This window comes from Streptomyces sp. GbtcB7 (genome assembly GCF_019091445.1).
GTDB classification, from domain to species: Bacteria; Actinomycetota; Actinomycetes; order Streptomycetales; family Streptomycetaceae; genus Streptomyces; species Streptomyces mirabilis.
In genome coordinates this window covers 66,530-85,833 of record NZ_JAGXJM010000005.1, presented here as the reverse complement: position 1 = coordinate 85,833, position 19,304 = coordinate 66,530, and the positions used below count along the sequence as shown (strand labels likewise).

At 70.0% G+C, this 19,304-nt stretch carries 15 protein-coding genes and 2 pseudogenes; 8 read left to right on the top strand and 9 right to left on the bottom strand.

Annotation, left to right across the window (positions count from 1 at the left end):
* Positions 1-103: 103 nt before the first annotated feature.
* Together KVT44_RS10705 and KVT44_RS10700 are read left to right on the top strand one after the other, a co-directional pair.
* Positions 104-2,320, top strand: a complete 2,217-nt coding sequence (locus KVT44_RS10705; protein WP_217566841.1) for an MMPL family transporter — start codon at positions 104-106, stop codon at positions 2,318-2,320.
* 60 nt (positions 2,321-2,380) lie between these two features.
* Positions 2,381-3,007 carry an NAD(P)-dependent oxidoreductase gene (locus tag KVT44_RS10700; RefSeq protein ID WP_217566840.1) on the top strand — a complete coding sequence of 209 codons (627 nt, stop codon included), beginning with the start codon at positions 2,381-2,383 and terminating at the stop codon, positions 3,005-3,007.
* An 86-nt stretch (positions 3,008-3,093) separates the two neighbouring features.
* Here the strand turns inward: KVT44_RS10700 and KVT44_RS10695 are convergent, their stop codons facing one another.
* A complete protein-coding gene (locus KVT44_RS10695) occupies positions 3,094-3,318 on the bottom strand; it encodes a hypothetical protein (protein WP_217566839.1) in 225 nt (74 codons plus the stop codon).
* A 192-nt stretch (positions 3,319-3,510) separates the two neighbouring features.
* On the opposite strand from KVT44_RS10695, the gene KVT44_RS10690 reads away from it, so the two are divergent.
* Positions 3,511-4,296: an MBL fold metallo-hydrolase gene (locus KVT44_RS10690; RefSeq protein WP_217566838.1), complete on the top strand. Its 786-nt coding sequence runs from the start codon at positions 3,511-3,513 to the stop codon at positions 4,294-4,296.
* 100 nt (positions 4,297-4,396) lie between these two features.
* On the top strand, positions 4,397-5,413 hold the full coding sequence (locus tag KVT44_RS10685; protein ID WP_217566837.1) for a zinc-binding dehydrogenase: 1,017 nt from the start codon (positions 4,397-4,399) through the stop codon (positions 5,411-5,413).
* A 50-nt stretch (positions 5,414-5,463) separates the two neighbouring features.
* On the opposite strand, the gene KVT44_RS10680 is transcribed toward KVT44_RS10685, so the two are convergent.
* The 4 genes from KVT44_RS10680 to KVT44_RS10665 all read right to left on the bottom strand — a co-directional run bounded on the left by KVT44_RS10680 (position 5,464) and on the right by KVT44_RS10665 (position 8,729).
* On the bottom strand, positions 5,464-6,048 hold the full coding sequence (locus KVT44_RS10680) for a TetR/AcrR family transcriptional regulator (RefSeq protein ID WP_217566836.1): 585 nt from the start codon (positions 6,046-6,048) through the stop codon (positions 5,464-5,466).
* Positions 6,049-6,101: 53 nt separating this feature from the next.
* Positions 6,102-7,505: a dihydrolipoyl dehydrogenase gene (lpdA, locus tag KVT44_RS10675; protein WP_217566835.1), complete on the bottom strand. Its 1,404-nt coding sequence runs from the start codon at positions 7,503-7,505 to the stop codon at positions 6,102-6,104.
* Positions 7,506-7,575: 70 nt separating this feature from the next.
* A complete protein-coding gene (locus KVT44_RS10670; RefSeq protein WP_099924432.1) occupies positions 7,576-8,199 on the bottom strand; it encodes an isochorismatase family cysteine hydrolase in 624 nt (207 codons plus the stop codon).
* A gap of 44 nt (positions 8,200-8,243) precedes the next feature.
* The gene (locus tag KVT44_RS10665) at positions 8,244-8,729 is read right to left on the bottom strand and encodes a PaaI family thioesterase (protein WP_067377836.1); all 486 of its coding nucleotides are present in this window, start codon (positions 8,727-8,729) and stop codon (positions 8,244-8,246) included.
* Between the two features lie 89 nt (positions 8,730-8,818).
* On the opposite strand from KVT44_RS10665, the gene KVT44_RS10660 reads away from it, so the two are divergent.
* The 4 genes and pseudogenes from KVT44_RS10660 to KVT44_RS61025 all read left to right on the top strand — a co-directional run bounded on the left by KVT44_RS10660 (position 8,819) and on the right by KVT44_RS61025 (position 11,728).
* Positions 8,819-9,298: a helix-turn-helix domain-containing protein gene (locus tag KVT44_RS10660; protein ID WP_217566834.1), complete on the top strand. Its 480-nt coding sequence runs from the start codon at positions 8,819-8,821 to the stop codon at positions 9,296-9,298.
* Positions 9,299-9,763: 465 nt separating this feature from the next.
* Positions 9,764-9,954 (top strand): annotated as a pseudogene (locus tag KVT44_RS57955) (transposase); the annotation flags it as partial.
* A 529-nt stretch (positions 9,955-10,483) separates the two neighbouring features.
* Positions 10,484-11,539, top strand: a complete 1,056-nt coding sequence (locus KVT44_RS10650) for a LacI family DNA-binding transcriptional regulator (protein WP_099924428.1) — start codon at positions 10,484-10,486, stop codon at positions 11,537-11,539.
* A gap of 30 nt (positions 11,540-11,569) precedes the next feature.
* Positions 11,570-11,728 carry a hypothetical protein gene (locus tag KVT44_RS61025; RefSeq protein WP_368857587.1) on the top strand — a complete coding sequence of 53 codons (159 nt, stop codon included), beginning with the start codon at positions 11,570-11,572 and terminating at the stop codon, positions 11,726-11,728.
* Between the two features lie 148 nt (positions 11,729-11,876).
* On the opposite strand, the pseudogene KVT44_RS10645 reads toward KVT44_RS61025, so the two are convergent.
* From KVT44_RS10645 to KVT44_RS10630, 4 genes and pseudogenes are all read right to left on the bottom strand, one after another.
* Positions 11,877-12,824, bottom strand: a pseudogene (locus tag KVT44_RS10645) (carboxylesterase family protein); the annotation flags it as partial.
* A 255-nt stretch (positions 12,825-13,079) separates the two neighbouring features.
* A complete protein-coding gene (locus KVT44_RS10640) occupies positions 13,080-14,336 on the bottom strand; it encodes an alginate lyase family protein (RefSeq protein ID WP_217566832.1) in 1,257 nt (418 codons plus the stop codon).
* A gap of 28 nt (positions 14,337-14,364) precedes the next feature.
* Positions 14,365-17,706: an alginate lyase family protein gene (locus tag KVT44_RS10635; protein WP_217566831.1), complete on the bottom strand. Its 3,342-nt coding sequence runs from the start codon at positions 17,704-17,706 to the stop codon at positions 14,365-14,367.
* Positions 17,703-19,229, bottom strand: coding sequence for a glycosyl hydrolase family 28 protein (locus KVT44_RS10630; protein ID WP_217566830.1), 1,527 nt, complete (start codon positions 19,227-19,229; stop codon positions 17,703-17,705). Before KVT44_RS10630 ends, KVT44_RS10635 begins: the two co-directional genes overlap by 4 nt.
* Positions 19,230-19,304: the final 75 nt, after the last annotated feature.

Sequence of the window (19,304 nt, the reverse complement as noted above, 5' to 3'; positions counted from 1 at the left end):
CCCATGGTTATTTTACATTCGATGGTAACTATGCCTTAGGATGCAGAACGTTGCGGCCCGGAGGAGCACCCGCGGGCATTCGCAGGACGGAAGGAAGACGGACATGGCGTCACGCCTGTACGCGTTGGGGCGCTGGACGGTCCGCCGCCGGGGTCGGTTCACGGCGGTCTGGTTGCTGCTGCTCGCCGTGGTCGGCGGCCTCGGGATCACCGTCCACGGCAAGGTCGCCTCGGACTTCACCGTGCCCGGGATCGAGTCCCAGCAGGCCCAGGACCTCCTCGAAGCCAAGTTCCCGGCCGCGGCCGGCGGTGTGATCCGCGTGGTGTACGCCGCCCCGGCGGGCAGTACGCTCACCGCGCCCAGGGCCGAGGCCGCCGTCGAGGCCGGCCTGGCGAAGGCCGCCGGGATATCGGGCGTCGTGCAGGTCACCGATCCGTTCACGACGAAGGCCCTCTCGGCGGACCGGCGGATCGGCTACGCCGACGTCCGCTTCCGCCAGGCCGCCGCCGATGTGACGCAGGAGTCCAAGGACGCCCTGTCCCGTGCGATGACCCAGGCCCGGGACGCCGGGCTGCGGGTGGAGTACGGCGGGTCGGCCATGAAGGCGGCGACCAAGGTCGGCGGTCCTGCGGAACTCGTGGGTGTCGTGATCGCCTTCGCCGTCCTGGCCCTCACCCTCGGCTCGCTGGTCGCGGCGGGGCTGCCGCTGATCACAGCGTTCGTTGGGGTGGCGATCGGCGTGCTGGGCATCAAGTTCGTGTCCCGCTTCGTGGAGATGACCGGGACCTCCACCGTGCTCGCCGTCATGATCGGCCTCGCGGTGGGCATCGACTACGCGCTGTTCATCATCGCGCGCCATCGCGAGCAACTCGCCGACCCCGACACGGACGTCGAGGACTCGATCGCGCGCGCCGTCGCCACGGCCGGCAGCGCCGTCGTCTTCGCCGGAGCCACCGTGATCATCGCGCTGGCCGCGCTGTCCGCCACCGGTATCCCGTTCCTAGCCGTCATGGGCCTGTCCGCCGCCGCCACCGTGCTGGTCGCCGTCCTCATCGCCGTCACCCTCGTACCCGCCGTGCTCGCCCTGGCCGGCGAGCGGCTGCGACCCCGCAACGCGAGTTCCCGGACCAGGCGCCCACGCCCCGGCCGACGCGAACGCACCCCCGGCGCCTGGGGCCTGGCCTGGGCCCGCGCGGTCACCCGCAGGCCGCTGATCGTCCTGCTGGCGGGCGTCGTCGCGTTGCTCGCCCTCGCGCTGCCCGCCCGCAATCTGCGCCTGGGGCTGCCCAGTTACGCCTCGGAGCCGACGGCCGGCACCCAGCACAAGAGCTACGACCTGCTGACCGAAGGCTTCGGGCCCGGATTCAACGCCACCCTCACCGCCGTCGCCGACACCAGCCGCGTCCCCGCGGGCGAGCGCGTCGCCACCGTGACCGACCTGCGCACCGCCCTGGCCAAGGACACCGGCGTGGCAGCCGTCTCCCAGCCGGTTCCCAACGCCGACCGCACGGTGTTCGTCATGGCCGTCGTCCCGAAGACCGGACCCGACGCCCGGGCCACCACCGACCTCGTACACCGACTGCGGGACAACGCGCCCGCCGTCGCCAAGACGGGCGGCATCCTCTACATCGCCGGTATGACGGCCGCCGCCATCGACGTCGCCGGAAAACTGTCCGGTGCCCTGCCGGGGTTCATCGGGATCATCGTGGTCCTCGCCCTGATCCTGCTGACCCTCGCCTTCCGCTCCCTGCTGGTCCCCCTCAAGGCTGCCCTCGGATTCCTGCTCTCGATCGCCGCGTCCATAGGAGCCACCGTCTGGGTCTTCCAGTACGGCCATCTCGACGGACCCCTGTCGATCCCGTCGGCCGGACCGGTCACCAGCTTCCTGCCCGTCCTGCTGATCGGCGTCCTGTTCGGACTCGCCATGGACTACGAGGTCTTCCTCGTCAGCCGCATGCGCGAGCACCACGAGAACACCCGGAACCCGGCCGAGGCCATCGTCCACGGCGTGGCCCGCAGCGGACGGGTCGTCAGCGCCGCCGCGCTCATCATGGCCGCGGTCTTCGGCGGCTTCGTCTTCAACGAGGACCCGGTGATCAAGTCCATCGGTTTCGCGCTCGCCTTCGGCGTCCTGATCGACGCCTTCGTGGTCCGCATGACCCTCGTGCCCGCTGCCATGGCCCTGCTCGGCCGCCGCGCCTGGAGCCTGCCCCACTGGCTCGACCGCGCCCTGCCCGACGTCGACATCGAGGGCGCCGGCCTGCCCGACCCGGGCACGCCCGAGCGGAACGAAAGACGCCACGAGGTCGCCGCGCACTGACCCCCTGCCCCGCAGCCATCACGAGCGGCGGCATCAACCGCACACAAGAAGGAAATCCCCATGCACCTCACTCTTCTGGGCGCCACCGGCCCCACCGGCCAACTCGTGCTCCAGCAGGCTCTGAAGGCCGGTCATCGGGTCACCGCCCTGGTCCGTGACCCCGCCCGGCTCCCCCAACGTGACGACCCCGACGTCACCGTGGTCACCGGCGACGCCACCCGCACCGAGGACCTCACCCGGGCCATGACCGGCAGTCAGGCGGTGGTGTCCGCGCTCGGCGCGGGCAGCGCCCGCACGTCCGATCTCGCCAGCCGCGCCGCCCAGGCGCTCGTCCCCGCCGCCCGGGCCACCGGCGTCCAGCGGATCGTCGTCCTGTCCGCCTTCGGTGTGGGCGACACCCTCCAGCACTACACCGCCGTCCCGAGAACCTTCGTCAGGCTGTTGCTGCGGGGCGTCTTCGGCGACAAGGCCGTCGCCGACGAACTCCTGCGCGGCAGCGGCCTCGACGTGACCCTCGTCTACCCCACCATCCTCACCAAGGGCCCCTACACCGGCACCTACACGGTGATCGAGACCCCTGGGAAGAAGATCGGCGGCCGCATCAGCCGCGCCGATGTCGCCGACTTCATGCTCCGCCAGGTCGACAGCGAGGAGTGGTCACACCGCACCGCCATCCTCACCCACTGAACCCACTGAGCCCGCTGAGGTCACTGAAGCCACTGAAGCCACTGAAGCCACTGACTCGACGAACACAGCGGCCCCCGGCCGGTCCGTCAGCCGCCCGCCTCGACCCGGCGGCGCACCGCGCCGAGCAGCATCTCCAGGCCGAACTCCATCTCCGCCTCGTGGTCGCACACGGCCAACTCGGCCGCTACGGCCGCCACGGCGGGGAAGCCGCTGTCGACGAGGTCCTGCTCCCTGGAGGCGATGATGCCGGGAATCGCTCCGGCGTACGTGGGGGCCGAGCCCACCTCACGTGCGAGGGTCCCGAAGCGCATCTCTACTTCGACACCCTGACACTCCTCAAGCAGCTGATCGGCGGCCTCGACCTGAGGAATCCGAGGAACTGGGTACTGGCCGCCCGGTGCGTCAGGGGACTTCTCAAGACGTCCGGCGACAAGCCCCACCCCGCGCTCACCCGCACCACTCCCCCCGCCTTCGCCGACTGAGTCACCGAGGACACGTCCGCCATGAAAGTTCACCACCTCAACTGCGGCACCATGCGCATGCCCACCGCGCCCATGGTCTGCCATGTCCTGCTCGTCGAGACGGCGGGCGGCCTGGTCCTGGTCGACTCCGGCTACGGCCTGGCGGACATCGCCGATCCCGGGCGACGGGTGGGCCCGGCCCGCCACTTCGTCAGGCCGGTCCTCCGCGCGGACGAGACCGCCGTCCGCCAGGTCGAGAAGCTCGGCTTCGACCGCACGGACGTCCGCCACATCGTCCTCACCCACTTCGACGCCGACCACATCGGCGGTCTCTCCGACTTCCCGCACGCCCAGGTCCACGTCACGGCCGCCGAGGCGCTCGGAGCGGTCCACGCCCCGTCCCGGCGGGAGAGGATCCGCTACCAGGCAGCCCAGTGGGCGCACGGCCCGAAGCTCGTCGAACACAGCCCCGACGGGGAGAAGTGGCGCGGTTTCGCCGCGGCGAGGGAACTCGGCGCCATCGCCCGCGGAATCGTCCTGGTCTCACTGCCGGGCCACACCCGGGGACACGCCTGCGTCGCCGTCGACACCGGCACCCGCTGGCTGCTGCACAGTGGCGATGCCTTCTACCACCACGGAACCCTGGACGGGCGCACCCGGGTGCCCGCCGCCCTGCGTGCCATGGAGAGCATCATCGGGTTCGACCTGAAGAAGGTGCGCGACAACCACGCCCGGCTCGCCGAGCTGCACCGGCGCGCGGAGCCCGACCTGACGATCGTCAACGCCCACGACCCGACCCTGTTCGAGAGGATGCGCGCCGGATCGTAGCGGCTGCCGGGCACACTTCACAGTACGGATCACGGCACAAGTCACGGCACAGGTCACGGCACAGGTCACGGCACAAATCACTTCCAGAGAGGAAGCCGTCATGGCTGTCATGCGCGCAGTGCGTCTGCACTTCCCGTCCCACGAGCTGCGGGTCGAGGAGGTCGACCGGCCCACCCCCGGTGCGGGAGAGGTCCTCGTCAAGGTGGAAGCGGCGGGGGTGTGTCTGTCCGACGTCCACCTGATCTCCGGAGAACTCGGCGGCACACCCGCGCTGTTACGGGGCGACACGGTGACCCTGGGCCACGAGGTGGCCGGCACCGTCGCCGAGCCGGGTCCGGACACGGACGGCTGGGCGGTCGGCGACCGCGTCGTCCTGCAGGCCGGCGAGTACCGCGACGGGCGTGGCTGGACCCGCGGTGTCGACTACGACGGAGGCTGGGCCGAGTTCGCGCTCGCCCGGATCGACACCCTGGTCCCGCTGCCGGACTCGATCCCCTTCGAGCAGGGAGCGGTCATCCCCGACGCGGTCTCCACCCCGTGGGGCGCCATCACCGACACCGCGGGCATCCGCCCCTGCCAGGCGGTCGGGGTGTGGGGCATCGGAGGTCTGGGCGCACACGGGGTGCAACTGCTGCGCATGGTGGGCGCCTGCCCCGTCATCGCCGTCGACCCCTCCCCCGCCGCCCGCGACCGCGCCCTCGCCTTCGGAGCGGACCTCGCCCTCGATCCGGCCGACCCCGCTCTGGCGGACAAGGTCGCCGCCGCCACCCGCGGGGCCGGCATCGAGGTCGCCTTCGACTTCGCCGGCGTCACCCCGGTGCGCGAGCAGGCCCTGTCCGTGCTGGCCGACGGCGGCAAGCTGGTCCTCATCGGGTTGAGCGGAAAGCCGGTCACCATCGCGGACAGCACCACCTTCAGTACCCGCGAGCTACGGCTCCTGGGCCACTACGGCTCCGGCGCGAACGCGGTGGCGCAGCTCATCCACCTCGCCGAGAACGGGCGGCTGGACTTCTCCCGCTCCGTCTCGGACGTACTGCCCCTGGAACAGGCGGCCGAAGCCGTCGAACGGCTGGAGCACAAGAAGGGCGATCCGATCCGCCTGGTGCTGCGCCCCTGAGCGGTACCACGTCACCATCCGCCGGCCCCCGCGTACGGGCGCGGAGAAAGTCAACGCGGGGGCTGCGCGGCGGGCGTCAGGGTGTCGAGCCCGGCGCGCAGGAAGGTCATCGCCGCCTCGATGTCGGCTTCCTCACGACGGTGCACCACTTCGCCGACGACCGCTGCCGCGGCGGCGGCCGCGATGCGCGGGCCGAAGTCGCCCGGGGCACTGCCCTGCTCCTCGGCGAGGATGCGGGTGGCGTCCTGGACGACCTCGGCAAGGCGGGCGCCGGCCACCGCCCTGAGCTGCGGGTTGAGCTCGAGCATGCGGTGCGTGAGGTCGTCCAGGTCGCCTCGGTGGGCAACCTCCTCGCGCAGCCAGTGCTCCAGCGCGTCGAGGGCCCCCCATCCCTCCTGTCGCTCGCGCATCGCGGTGGCGAGCCGGTCCGCGAAGGCCTCGGGGCGCGACAGCGCGAGCTCCAACTTGGAGGGGAAGTAGAGCGTGACGGTCCGCGGCGAGACTTCGGCGGCCGCGGCGATGTCGGCGATCGTCGTCGCGTCGAAGCCTCGCTCGGCGAAGAGCTCGTACGCCGCCCGGACGATCGCTTCCCTGCGCCGGGCCTTGCTCCGCTCCCGCAGACCATCGCTCATCATGCCCGCACTTTACCATCCTCAGCTAATTTACACTGGACTGCAAAAATACCGCCTCAGAAGTTGATCATGTGTCCGGCCAGGCCGTGCACGGCTTCCTTCACCGCTTCACCCAGGGTCGGGTGGGCGTGGACATTGCGGGCGACCTCGTGCACGGTCAGGTCCCACTGCTGCGCCAGCGTCAGCTCCGGGAGCAATTCCGTCACGTCCGGACCGATCAGATGCCCACCGAGGAGCTCGCCGTACTTGGCGTCGCTGATCAGCTTCACGAAGCCGACCGTGTCACCCAGGCCGTGCGACTTGCCGTTGGCCGTGAAGGGGAACTTGGCGACCTTGACGTCGTAGCCCCGCTCCTTCGCCTGTTCCTCGGTGTAGCCGAAACTGGCGATCTGCGGCTGGCAGTACGTGGCACGCGGGATCATCACATAGTCCAGCTCCATGGTCTCCGCGTCCGCGATCGTCTCGGCCGCGATGATCCCCATGGACTCGGCGTTGTGCGCGAGCATCAGCTTCGCGGTCACATCCCCGATCGCGTAGATGTGCGGTACGGACGTACGGCAGCGGCCGTCGACATCGATCGCGCCGCGCTCGGTGACCCGTACACCCGTGGCCTCCAGGCCGTACCCGGTGACGTTCGGCGCGAAGCCGATCGCCTGGAGGACCTTGTCGGCCTCCAGCACCTTCTGCGCACCGTCCTTGCCGGTGACCGTCACCCGCACCTGCGGGCCCGACTCGTCGATCGACTCGACACGCGTCGAGGTGAGTACGTCGATGCCCAGCTTCCGGTACTGCTTGGCGAGTTCGGCGGAGACGTCCGCGTCCTCCAGCGGGGCGACCCGGTCCAGGAACTCGACGACCGTGACCTTCACGCCGTAGTTGTGCAGGACGTACGCGAACTCGATGCCGATGGCCCCGGCGCCCGCGATCACGACGGAGCGCGGCAGCTCCTCGGCGAGGATCTGCTCCTCGAAGGTGACGACACGGTCGCTGCGCCGGGTGCCGGGCAGCAACTTGGGGGTGGCGCCCGTGGCGATGATGCAGTCGTCGAATCCGACCGTCTTCGTGGTGCCGTCGGCGAGGGCGACCTGGAGCGTGTGGGCGTCGAGGAAGGTGCCGCGGCCGTCGATCTCGGTGATCGCGTTCTTCTTCATCAGGAAGTGGACGCCCTTGACACGGCCGTCCGCGACCCGGCGGCTGCGCCGGTACGCCTCGCCGTAGTCGAAGGAGACCTCGCCGTCGACCTTGATGCCGAAGGTCTTCGCCTCCCGCGTGAAGATGTGCGCCAGCTCGGCATTGCGCAGCAGCGCCTTCGTGGGGATGCAGCCGACGTTCAGACAGACACCACCCCAGTACCGCTCCTCGACGACCGCGACCCGCTTGCCGAGTTGCGCGGCGCGGATGGCGGCGACATAGCCGCCCGGTCCTGCTCCGAGTACGACCACGTCGAAGCGCTCGTCCATGAGTGGATCCTTCCGGTGAAGCCCGGCTCAGAGCCGGTCCTACATCCTCTGCAAATCTGACCCTGTGACCTTATGTCTTCAGTGCCGCTACGGCGCTTTTCGTGTCCGTGATGACATGCGCGAAGGTCGGACCGTTCAATTCGTGGGCGGCCCTCATGAGTTCGCTCGAGTACGCCGCGGTGGCGTCGGTCACCAGCGACACATGGAATCCGAGTTCCATCGCGTACTTGGCCGTGGTCTCGATGCAGGTGTTCGCGAGCAGTCCGATGACGATCACGTGGTCCACGCCGCGCTGACGCAGGCGCATCTCCAGGTCCGTGTTGGCGAACCCGCTCTGGGCCCAGTGCTGTACGACCACCGTGTCAGAGGGCTCGGGCCGCAGGGGCGGGTACCAGTCCCCGCCGAACGCGTCCTGGGCGAAGAGCTGATGCTTGTCCACGGAGCGTTGTGACGGGTTCGGGTGGGAAAAGGACTCGTACAACCCCGGTGTCCAGCGGTGATGCGGAACGTAGAACACCGGCACGCCGACCTCACGAGCGGTGGACACCAGTTCGGACAGATGGGCCCGCAGGTCGACTTCCCGCGCGACCTCCGCGATGCGCGGCCAGAGCTTGCCCTCGTCGGCGAGGAAGTCGTTCAGCGGATCGACCAGCAGAACCCCCGTCCGGCGCCGGTCGTAGTCGTACACCGTCATGGCCGCCTGCCTTCCGTACGTCGTGCTCCTGTGCGGGCGGCCGCTCAGACGGGGAACAGCAGACAGCTGCTGGTGGTGTGCGCCAGCAGCCGGTTCCCGGAATCGAAGAGCTCGGCCTGCGCGAGGGCGGTACGACGTCCGCTGTTGAGGACGGTGCCCACGGCACGGACCTTGCCGGTGTCCACGGTGACCGGGCGCAGGAACTTCACATTCAGGTCGAGTGAGGTATACCCCATCCCCTGCGGCAGGACCGACTGCACCGCGCAGCCCGCCGCCGAATCGAGCAGGGTGGCGTACACACCGCCGTGGACGCTTCCGATCGGGTTGTAGTGCTCCTCGCCCGGGACGAGGGCGAAGACGACCCGGCCGTGCTCGACCTCTTCGAACGTCATCCCGAGGGTCGCCGCGATCGGCGCGGCGGGGAGCCGTCCGGCCTGCACCTCGCGGAGGAAGTCGAGACCGCTGTACTGCCCGACGGCGGCGGCGGAGACTGCGGGGTCCTCCCAGTCGTACGTGCGTGACCTGCCCATGTCTCTCCCTCGATGATCTGGATGTGGAATTCGAAGCTAGCCAGCACGAGGTCTGGATGTCAACGTCGAAGCCAGCCTACGATGGCCACATGACGTGGCTGGAGACAAGCACCGAGAACTGCACGGTCCAGCGGACTCTCGACCTGGTGGGCGAGAAGTGGTCGCTGCTGGTCCTGCGGGACGCCATGAACGGCGTACGGCGCTTCGACGACTTCCGCCGGCACGTGGGGCTGTCCGAGAGCGTGCTCGCGGACCGGCTGCGCAAGCTCGTCGCGGCGGGGATCCTGGACAGCGTCCCCTACAACGAGCCCGGCAGTCGTACCCGCCACGAGTACCGGCTCACCCGCAAGGGCTGGGAGCTGTGGCCGGCGATGATCGCCCTCAAGCAGTGGGGAGACCGCCATGCGGCGGATCCGGAGGGCCCGCCCCTGGAGGTCACGCACGCCGGCTGCGGCGCACCGGTCGAGACCGTGGTCGTCTGCTGTGCGGGACACGGCGCCCTCGTCCCGCCGGAGGCACGCACCCGCCCCGGCCCGTCGGCGAAGGCCTTGGACCTCACCACTCATTAGTACTCCAGTTGTAGATCGCTCTTGTGGTGGTGGGGTCTATGTTTTCCGCGGCTTGCGCGGCCTGCCCCAGCTGCCGTGCGGCCGGTTCCGGTCCTGGGCCAGCGTCGCCGCGTCGAACTGGGTCTTGCTGGTCGCTGCTCGTGGCTCAGATACGAGCGTGGACGCCGTCGATCGCCATGGGACAGCCGAGGCCCAGCCGACCAGGGGCATGGTCTCGTCGCAGTGTGGAGCGAACTGGTTCAACCTCGCAGAGATCCGAGCCCGGTGAGCACCGCACCGTGCGTGCACGCGCCCCGGTCGCCTTCGTACGATCCGGATACGCGAATGCCTCCGGCTCGGCTCTCAGGGCCAAGTGAATTGATGCCGAACCGGGCGCCTCGCCCGATCCGAGGGACAGTGCCGAGTTGAGATCACGGGTTTGGCTGTTTCGCCGTCCCGGCCGGGCCGGGACGGTAGACAGGCGGGATGACCCGAGGCGATCTCACGGACGACGAGTGGACTGTGTTCGAACCGCCGCTGCCGCTGGGCGAGCGCGGTCCCATTCCTGACCACTGCGTAGGCTCGTCAACGGTGTGATGTGGCGGTTCCGTACGGGCAGTCCGTGGCGGGACATGCTCGAGCGGTACGGGCCCTGGCCCACGGTCTACGGGCGGTTCCACCTCTGGCACTGTGGCCCGGGCCCACCACCACGCCGCCGGGATGACGGTCGATGCGGAACTGCTCGAGGCCCTGGAGAAGGCCGTCGCCGAGGAAAAGGGGCTTCGCCAAAGGGGCATAACGCCCCGGTAGCCGAGCCGGACGAGCAGGCGGAGGCCGCCCGCGAGGAGCGACGGCGTCTGCGCCGACGCCGCAAGGCCCGGTTCCGACCCGCCGAACTGGGGCGTTCACGCGGCGGGTTGTCCAGCAAGGTGCACCTGTCTGCGGACCGCCGCTGCCGCCCGCTGTCCTTCGTCCTCACCGCCGGCCAGGCGGCCGACAGCCCCCGCTTCACGGCGGTCCTGGAGCGCATCAAGGTCCGGGGCCCGGTCGGCCAGCCCCGCACCGTCGCGCCCACGCGGCGGAGCCGCATATTGACACCGTCCCGCGCCCTTTGGGGCGTTGGCCTCGCCGTTGGGAACCGGTTGCCGTACCGTTTCCACCGTTCCTGAGGGGTGGGCGCAGGCCCGGGAGAGGGGCGAGGCAAGAATGACGAGGAAGAGCGAGGACGACAGCCGGAGCACGATCCGGGATGTCGCGGCGCGTGCCGGCGTGTCCGCGTCGACCGTGTCGCGGGTGCTCGGCGGGGTGTATCCGGTGAGCGCGGCGACCCGGACGCGGGTGATGCGAGCCGTACGGGAGATGGACTACGTCGCCGACGCGCGCGCCAAGGCGATCGCCGGCGTCGGCACGCCCACGCTCGCGTTCGTCCTGGAGGACATCACCGGGCCGTCGTTCGCGCACATGGCGTACGGCGTGGAGCGGGAGGCGACCCGGCTCGGCCATCTCTGCCTGGTGTGCAGCACGGAGGGCGACGTACGGCACGAGCTGGAGTTCGTGGAGATGATGCGGGCCCAGCGTGCCGCCGCCGTAATCCTGGTGGGCGGCGTCGCCGACACCCCCGAGTACCGCGAGCGCACCCGCCGTATGGCCGACTCGCTGACGTCGGCCGGTTCGCGCCTGGTGCTGTGCGGCCGGCCGCCGCTGGGCACCGGCGCCCCGGTGACGGTCATCGAGTACGACAACGAGGGCGGCGCCTACGCCCTGGTCGCCCATGTCCTCGCCCAGGGCCACCGGCGCGTCCTCTTCCTCGGCGGCAAGCCCGACCACACCACCGCCCAGGGTCGCGAGCGCGGCTACCTCGCCGCCCACCGCGCCCGCGGCCTCGAACCCGACCCGGCCCTCCTGCTGCACGGCGACTTCACCCGCGACTCGGGCCACCGCCTGATGCGCGAAGTCCTCAAGGAGGGGCTGCAGTTCACGGCTGTGGTCGCCGCCACCGACATGGTCGCGGCCGGCGCGCTGACCGCCCTGCACGAGGCCGGCCTGGACGTTCCGGGCGATGTCTCGCTGGCCGGTTACGACGACATCCCGTTCGCCCGCGATCTGCACCCGGCCCTCACCACCGTCCACGTCCCCTACGAGGAACTGGGCCGCCTCGCCGTCCGCACGGCCCTGGGCCGCACCCCGGAGGCTCCGAACGAGCACCTGCTGCTGGGTACACATGTGGTGGTACGGGACTCGGTGGCGGCAGCTGAGCAGTAGCCGCCCCCTTGTCGGCACCCACCCCGTTTCCTGAGCTCACGCGCACGGAAAACGGTTTCCCCCCGGAAGGTCACTGCCGACGGACGGATCCGGGGAGCCGAAGACGTCGTACGACTGACCGCAGTTCCGAACCGCGCGTGGGCGAACCGTGGTCCGGGTCCGATGTGGGTGTGGATTCCGGAGGTGTGAGGGCGTCGGCCGCCCACAGCGCCAGCTCGGCGTCGCGCGGGCCGTGGGTTGTGCGCGGCTGGTCCGCGTCGATGATCCGCACCGGATGGGTGTCGTCCCAGCGCTGCCAGCCGGGGTCCCCGTCGACGGCGAACCGCACCCACGCCGAGTGCATCGCCTCGGCCAGCTCGTGCGGGGCGCCCTCGCCGGCCAGTTTCCGCGATTCCGGTAGGTCGCCGGTGTCGAAGACGAAGCCGAGTTCGAGGGCGTGGCAGGCACCGAGGTCGGGGAGGCTGGAGGGCCAGGCGAACTCGTAGACGTGCGAGGTGTCGGGGCGGACGTCGGCCAGGCGGTGCAGCGGGATGCGCAGCAGGCGGTCGGTGATCATCTGGCCGACGATCTCGGCGGTGCCGGCGTCCGGGTGGAGGGCGCGGTAGCCGCGGGGTACCTCGGTGCCGCAGTGGCAGCGGGCCATGGCGCCGGCGAGGGCGACGGCGCCGAGCCGGTCGACGCGCTCGACGAGGCCGCCGGGGACGAGCCAGAGGCGGTACTCGTCGCTGGTCCAGCCCAGCATCAGGTCGACGTCCTTCGCCGCGTCGCCGTCGACCAGGGCCTGAAGCGGGTCGCGCGGGACGAGGTCGCCGTCGACGACGATGCCGAAGGAGGGGCCGCCGAGCACCGGGCTGCTGAGCCGGCCGACGTCGGCCTGGGTGCGCAGCAGCAGGTCACGGTCGACCTCGGCGAAGGCCACCGCGGTGGCGGGGATCCTCAGCCGGGTGGCCATACGGCGCACCATCCGCCGCACCTTGTCCCGTTCGAAGGCCTCCGGCCGCCCGCTCTGCAGGACCGCCCGCCGTACCAGCCCCTGCACCTGCGGGGCGGCCAGCAGGGCGCCGGTACTGATCGCGCCCGCCGACTGGCCGGCGAGGGTGATCCGGTCCTGATCACCCCCGAAGGCCGCGATCGACTCGTGCACCCACCGCAGGGCGGCGAGCTGATCGCGCAGGCCGGGGTTGACAGGGGCGTCCGGGAACAGGCCGTAGCCCTCGACCCCGAGCCGGTAGTTCACCGAGACGAAGACGACGCCGTCCCGCGCCAACGTCCGCCCGTCGTGCACCGGCACGGCGGAGGAACCCCTGGTCAGGGCGCCGCCGTGCAGCCACAGCGATGCCCCGGAAAACCGCGGTCCCCTGCAAGTACCGACCGCGTACCGCCCCGTACGGCGTGCTCACCACGGGGCCCGCCCGGACTGCTGCCGTCATACGCCCACCAGCCTCCTCACCGCACTCGTGTACCGGTAACAACAGAGCATCACAGAACGCTCCGGCATTCCGGTTCAGAGCGCGATTGGGGGACTACTTGGCGTAAACGGTCACTTGGCGTACATCAGCGTGCCGAAGCCGAGCTGGTCGTAGCCGCCGCTGTCGGGGCCGTAGTCACCTCCCCCACCCTCGGGAGCGATGGAGTAGTACATCGAGGAGATGTATTTGTCGTCCAGGTTGATGCGCCGGTTGTAGTGGAAGTGGAGCATCGCCCACACCGGGCGGACCTGGCCGCGGGAGGCGGAGGAGATCGCCGTCTGGGACGACTGGGCGCAGCTCTGCCCGGTGCCCCAGGTATAGGTGGTGTAGGGCACGTCGTTGCCGAGGTTGTACTTCGCGACGTACTGGGCGGCCTTCATGAAGCGGCGGCTGTCGTACGAGTACAGGTCGTCGCCCTGGTTCCAGGCCATCTCGCAGATCGCGCCCATCTGGCCCATGCCCATGACGGTGTGCCCCTGGTCGCGGCCGGACTCCTGCCACTGCCCGAGGGTGTAGCCGGCGGAGTCGGTGTACAGGTACGGCACCGCGTGCGCGATGGAGCCGTTGCCGGCACCCGACTTGAAGTAGGTGACGGCCTGGTCGTACTTGGCGCTGTCCTCGTTGAGGATCCCGATGGCGAGGATCGCGGCCATGTTGCACAGGTCCCAGTTGGCCCAGTAGTTGGTGATGCAGGCGTCGTTGTGGTTGGTCAGGAAGCTGTTGTTGAGCGGGTAGAAGACCTTGGCCAGCATCTCCTGGGCGGCAGCGAGGTCGAAGTCGCCGTAGTCCCGCATCAGTTCGCAGGCGTTGGCGAACTGCCAGCCGTAGAGACCGGAGGCGAGGAAGCGGTCCGCGTTGCCGGTGACCGAGGTCAGCGTCGTCGACCAGGCGTTGAGGATCCTGGCGGCGCATGCGGCGTTGGCCTCGGTGCCGCCGACCTTCCAGCGCAGTGCGTTCTGGTAGGCGGCGGCGATGTCGTTGTAGAGCAGGCCGTAGTTCTGTCCGGTGCCTCCGCGGACGATCGTCGCGGTCGCCCGGTTCGTCCAGGTGGACGCGGAGTGGGAGTTGGCGGTCAGCTTGTTCCAGCCGGACAGCCAGGGGTCGGTTCCCGCCGCGACCCTGACCTTGGCTCGGTTGATGTCGCCGGCGTTGTGCAGCATGCCGGGGTGGGTCCAGGTCGACGGGGCCGCGCTGGCGGTGTTGCCCGCCAGCGCGGCCACGGACCCTCCGAGGGCGAGTGCGGCTCCGAGCCCGCCTGCAGTCCTCAGTAGACCTCGGCGGCTCAACTCGTCGTTCTCGGAAGGCTGGTGGGGGGAGATGCGGCTCATTTCGGTGCGACTCCAATCCGTGGGGGGATCAGTCGGGGTTGATTCTCACCTCGTCGAACTCGGTGGTGCCGAGGGCCAGCGGGTTGCGCGAGCAGACCACCAGGCCCACGTGGTAGGAGGCGTCACCGAAACCGGGGATCTCGCCGGAGGCGAGGTCGGTCCAGGTGGCGCCGTCGGTGGAGACGGTCGCGGCGAAGGCGGTCCCGGTGCGCTTCAGCCGCAGCAGTAGGGGGAGTCGGATGGAGGTGCCGGTCGCGGTGCCGGAGAAGGCGGAAGCACCGGCGACGGTCTTGCGCAACATCAGCTGCGCGCTGGTCCCGCCGGTGACGATCACTCCGGCGGCCTGGTCGAAGGGCGACAGCGACTTGGCCATCAACAGGCCCACCCGGTCGGCGGTGGCGCCGGTGCGGGAGACCAGCCGGGCGGTGACGGTGCAGTCGCCGGTTACCGGCTGCCGTACGAACTGGCCTGTCATGCCTTGGCCGTTGACGGTCAGATCGACGCCCGCGCCACGCACCGTGAACGCCCCGTCCTCGTACGACGTGCTGCCCGGGGTACGGATCGCGACCACGCCGAGCGTCCCGTAGGCGCGGTCGTCGAGGATCACGTCGCCGAGGTCGCCGTAGGTCCAAGGGGCGGGCGGGGGTGTGCCGACGGTGAGGGTGAGGGTGGCGGTGCCGTCACCGGTCGCGTTTCCCGCGGTGGTGGAGACGGTGAACTCCCCTGCGTTGTTCGGCGTTCCGGAGATCAGGCCGGTGCGCCTGTCGATGCGCAGGCCGTCGGGGAGGCCGTCCGCACTGAAGCGTACGGGCTCGTGCGTGGCGCGCAGGAGGTGCTGGAAGGGGACGCCCTTGTTCGCGAACACCGTTGGCGCAGACGTGAGTTGGGGCGTCGTCGGGCTGGGCATCTGGGCGGCCGACGGTTCCGAGAGCGGGCCACGCCCACCGGCGTTCGTCTTCGCGACGACGTAGTGGTACGGCGTTCCGGGGGCGCCCGTGGCATCCGCGTACCGGATGCGGGTGCCGAAGCCGACGGGGCCGATACCGGTCGCGAGGGTGTGGTAAGGGCCGTCGACGCCCGTGGCGCGCAGCACCTTGAAGCGGGCCGAGGGGTCCGGGTCGGTCCAGGTCAGCTCTACGGCGTCGGCACCGGTGGCGGCCCGCAGACCGGTGGCGGCACCGGCGGGACGCCGCACGGACCACACCTCTCCGGAAGCGGACGAGGTCACGGTGACGTTGTCGAAGGCGCCGGTGCCGGTCTCGGCGTAGTCCTCGTCGACGCCGAGGCAGGAGGAGAGGACGAGCCCGGCGTACGCGGTGCGCCCCAACTCGACCTCGGTGGAGCCGACTTCGGTCCAGCGGATGCCGTCCGGGGAGATCGCCCCCGTGCAGCGGCGACCCTTCCTGGTCACCCGGACCCAGTACGGCGCCCGTAGCCGGTAGCCGTCGCCGGCGCCCTCGACGTAGGGGGCCTCGAGCGGGGTCGCGGATTCGGGCAGCGTGCCGAGACCGGAGATCGGGAAGGCCGCGTTCACCGTGATCGCGTCCTGCTGGGCGCGCGGCACGGGCGTGCTCCCGGTGGCGGAGATGGCCGCCCCGGCCGCCGACCGCACGCTCCACACGCCGCTCCAGGTGTGCAGCGGCAGCCCCTGGATCAGCATGGCGGCGTGGGCCGCGTCCGCGTCGAGGGAGGCCCGGACGGTGACGCCGATCTTGGAGTACTGCGAGCTGAGCGGCCACACGATCCGCGCGGTTACCGTCCCGTCGCCGCGCAGGGGAAGGTGGGCGAGGCGGCAGGTGTCGGCGGTGCCGCTCGCCTCCAGGACGAAGCGCTCGCCGTCGAAGGCCGCGGAACCGGGGATCCGCACGGTGCCGAGGTCCTGGGTGGACCAGGGGTCCGGAAGGCCCGCGGTGGCGGAAGCGGTGCTTGAATCACCGCTGTTGCCCAGCGAGTTGAGGGCAGTGACCGTGTAGTGGTACGTCCGCCCCGGGCGCGTGTCAGCGTCGGTGTACGTCGGCTTGTCGAGGCCCCGGGCGATCTCCTCGTACGGGCCCTCGGGCTTGGTGGCCCGGCGGACGGTGTACGTGCTCGCCCACGCGGAGGGCAGCCAACTCACGTTGATGAGCCGGGAGTTGCCCACCACCGTGACGCCCGCCGGAGCCGTTGGCACGCTCGCCGCGGGGGCCGTCGTGCCAGCGTACGCGAAGGTGCCCCAACTGGGCAGGTCGTCGTTGCTGCCCTCGACGACGCGGGCGCCACCCGTACCGCGGAAGACGGCGGCCTTGGTGTACGGGGCGTCGAGGCCGCGGACTCCGGTGTAGTGGGCGTAGGCCATCTCGTAGATCGGTGGGAGGGTGCCGCGGCCGGTCGCGGAGACGGCCGTCCTGATGTACTTGCCGGTGCGGTCGAGGTCGGGGGTGAAGGGGACGTCGTTTCCGAGGTTGTAGCGGGCGTCGTACTCGAAGTTGGCGAGGACGCGATGGTCGTCGAAGCCCCACAGGTCGACGCCCTGGTTCCAGGCGACCTGGGCGATGTCGCCGGTCAGACCGACGGCGAGCTGTTCGTGGCCCTGGTCGCGGCCGGACTCCTGGCCCTGTCCCGCGTCGGTGACGATGCGGTTCATGATGCTGCCGTTGCCGGCGCCGGCCGCGGCGAAGCGCAGGGCGTCCTCGAAGAGGACGGGCTCCTCGCAGAACACACCGATGGCCAGGATGGTCTGAAGGGCCGTCAGGTCCCAGTTGCCGTTGGCGTAGAGCATGTAACCGGAGACTGCCGGATACCAGACGTCAAGGAAGGACCGCTCGCAGCGCGCGACGTCCGAGTCCGCCCATCCGTCGTAGTCACCGTGCCGCAGCAGCTCGGCCGCGTTGACGAACTTGAAGGCCTGCAGGCCCGCGCCCAGCGGGCCGTCGGCACCGGTGACCGTGGTGAGCGAGGCCGACCAGGCGTTGAGGATGTCGCGGGCCTTGTCGGCGTGCGCGGTGTCGCCGGTGACGGCCCACAGCAGGGCGTTCTGGTAGGCGGCGGCCGAGTCGGCGACGGCCTGGTTCTGGAAGTTGGTGGGACCGCGGCCCCAGGAGGTGATCTGGCCCGTGTTCTGGATCGTGTACGTCGACTGGGAGCGGGCGTGGGCCGCGAGGGCCAGGTAGCCGTCGTAGACCGGGGACTGCTTGGCCGCCACGGCCGCTTTCATACGGGCGAGGTCGGCGGCGGTGTGCAGGAGCCCGGGGTGGGTGAAGGCTCTGGTGCCGGTGGCGCTCTCGGCGGCTTGCGCGGCGTGGGGCAGGAGCAGTCCGCTCATGCCCGAGGCCAGCAGCAGGGCCGCCGTGCCGCCGAGGAAGCCCCGGCGGCTGGTGGCGGGGGTCGTCATGACGCGGCGGCCGCCTCGGCCTCGGCGGTCGTGAGGAACTTCAGGTTCGTCACGTGCTCGTTGTAGTACCACTGGATCGCGTCCGTGGTGTAGTACCACTTCGGCTTCTTCATCGAGTCGGCGATGACCATGCCGTTGATCACGAGGTTCTCGAACGTGACGTTGTCGATGGCGTGGTCGGCGTCGTAGCCGAGGAAGAGCGACGGGTTGGCGTGGGTGCCCGTGTAGCTGAGGTTCTTGACGTAGACGTCCTGGATACCGCGGCCGACCGAGGTGTTGTACTTCGTGTTGTACATGACCTTCATGTAGATGACCTGGCCCCAGCGGAAGTCCTCGATCCGCACGTCCTCGATCCGCACGGTCTTCAGCAGGTTCGAGTCGCCGACGTTGAGGGCGATGCAGCCCTGGTAGTTCATCTGGGGTTCGCGGTGGTCGAGGATGTCGATGTTCCTGATGACCAGGTTCTCGATCGTCTCGGGAGCGTCGGTGTTGCCGTGCGTGCCGACGTTGATGGGATGGGCGACGTCGGCCCACAGGGTGCAGTTCTTGATGGTGATGTTCTTGGTGTCGCCGTAGTAGTCCCAGCGGTGGGCGTAGACCGCGATGCAGTCGTCGGAGTTGCGCAGGAAACAGCCGTCGAGGGTGACGCCCTGGGAGGAGAAGATGTCGATGCCGTCGCCGTTGCCGCGCGAGCTGAACCCGCGGACCTTCTGGTAGTGGACCTTCTCGCTCTGGCCGATGGTGGAGACGTAGCCGCCCCTCGGGTTGAGGACGATGACACCCTCGGCACTGATGTTCCGGCTGCCCTCGACGAGGATGCCGTTGGAGGGACTGGCGATCACGCCGTGTCCCCTGATCTCGGCCTTCTCGACGTCCTTGAAGTACACCTGGGCGGTCAGGACGGCGCCGCCCGCCAGGTAGACCGTCTTGCCGCTGGGCACGTTGAGGACGTTGCCGGTTACGGTGTGCACGCCGGGGCCGAAGTAGATGACGTCCGGGTCGTCCTCGGCGGGCGCCTTGTTGTCGACGCGGTTGGTGATGATGTGCAGACAGTCGAAGATCTCGTCGTTGATCTGGACGACGACGTCCTTCGGCTCGTCCAGGGTGAACCGCAGGGTGTCGCCGAGGAGTTCGGGCGTGAGGCCGTACGAGTCCGGTCTCACCCGGGCCTTGGTGGTGCCGCCCTTGAGGTAGGTGACCTCCAGCTCGACGTCGCCGCGGAAGTCGAAGTACACCATCGAGGAGTTGTAGACCTTGCCGGAGCCGGTGGTGGCGTTGATCTCCTCCAGCTGCGGCCGGTAGATGTCGAGGGTCTGCCAGTCGCCGTCGGGGGCGGTGCGCACCCGCACCTTGAAGCTGGTGTTGGTGGGCATGCCGGACGGGAGCGGGTAGGTGACCAGCGTCGGCTTGGAGCTGTCGTCGTCGGCTCGGGCGGCCGTGGCCGTCAGATTGGTGAGGCCGGCGGCGAGCACGGTGGCGCCGGCCGCCTGGAGGGCACCGCGGCGTGACAAAGACGGGGTCATACTCGGCTCCTTGCGAAGTACAGGGGAGGGATGAGAGATACGGAAGGTCACTGGAGACAGGGCACTCGAGGCGGG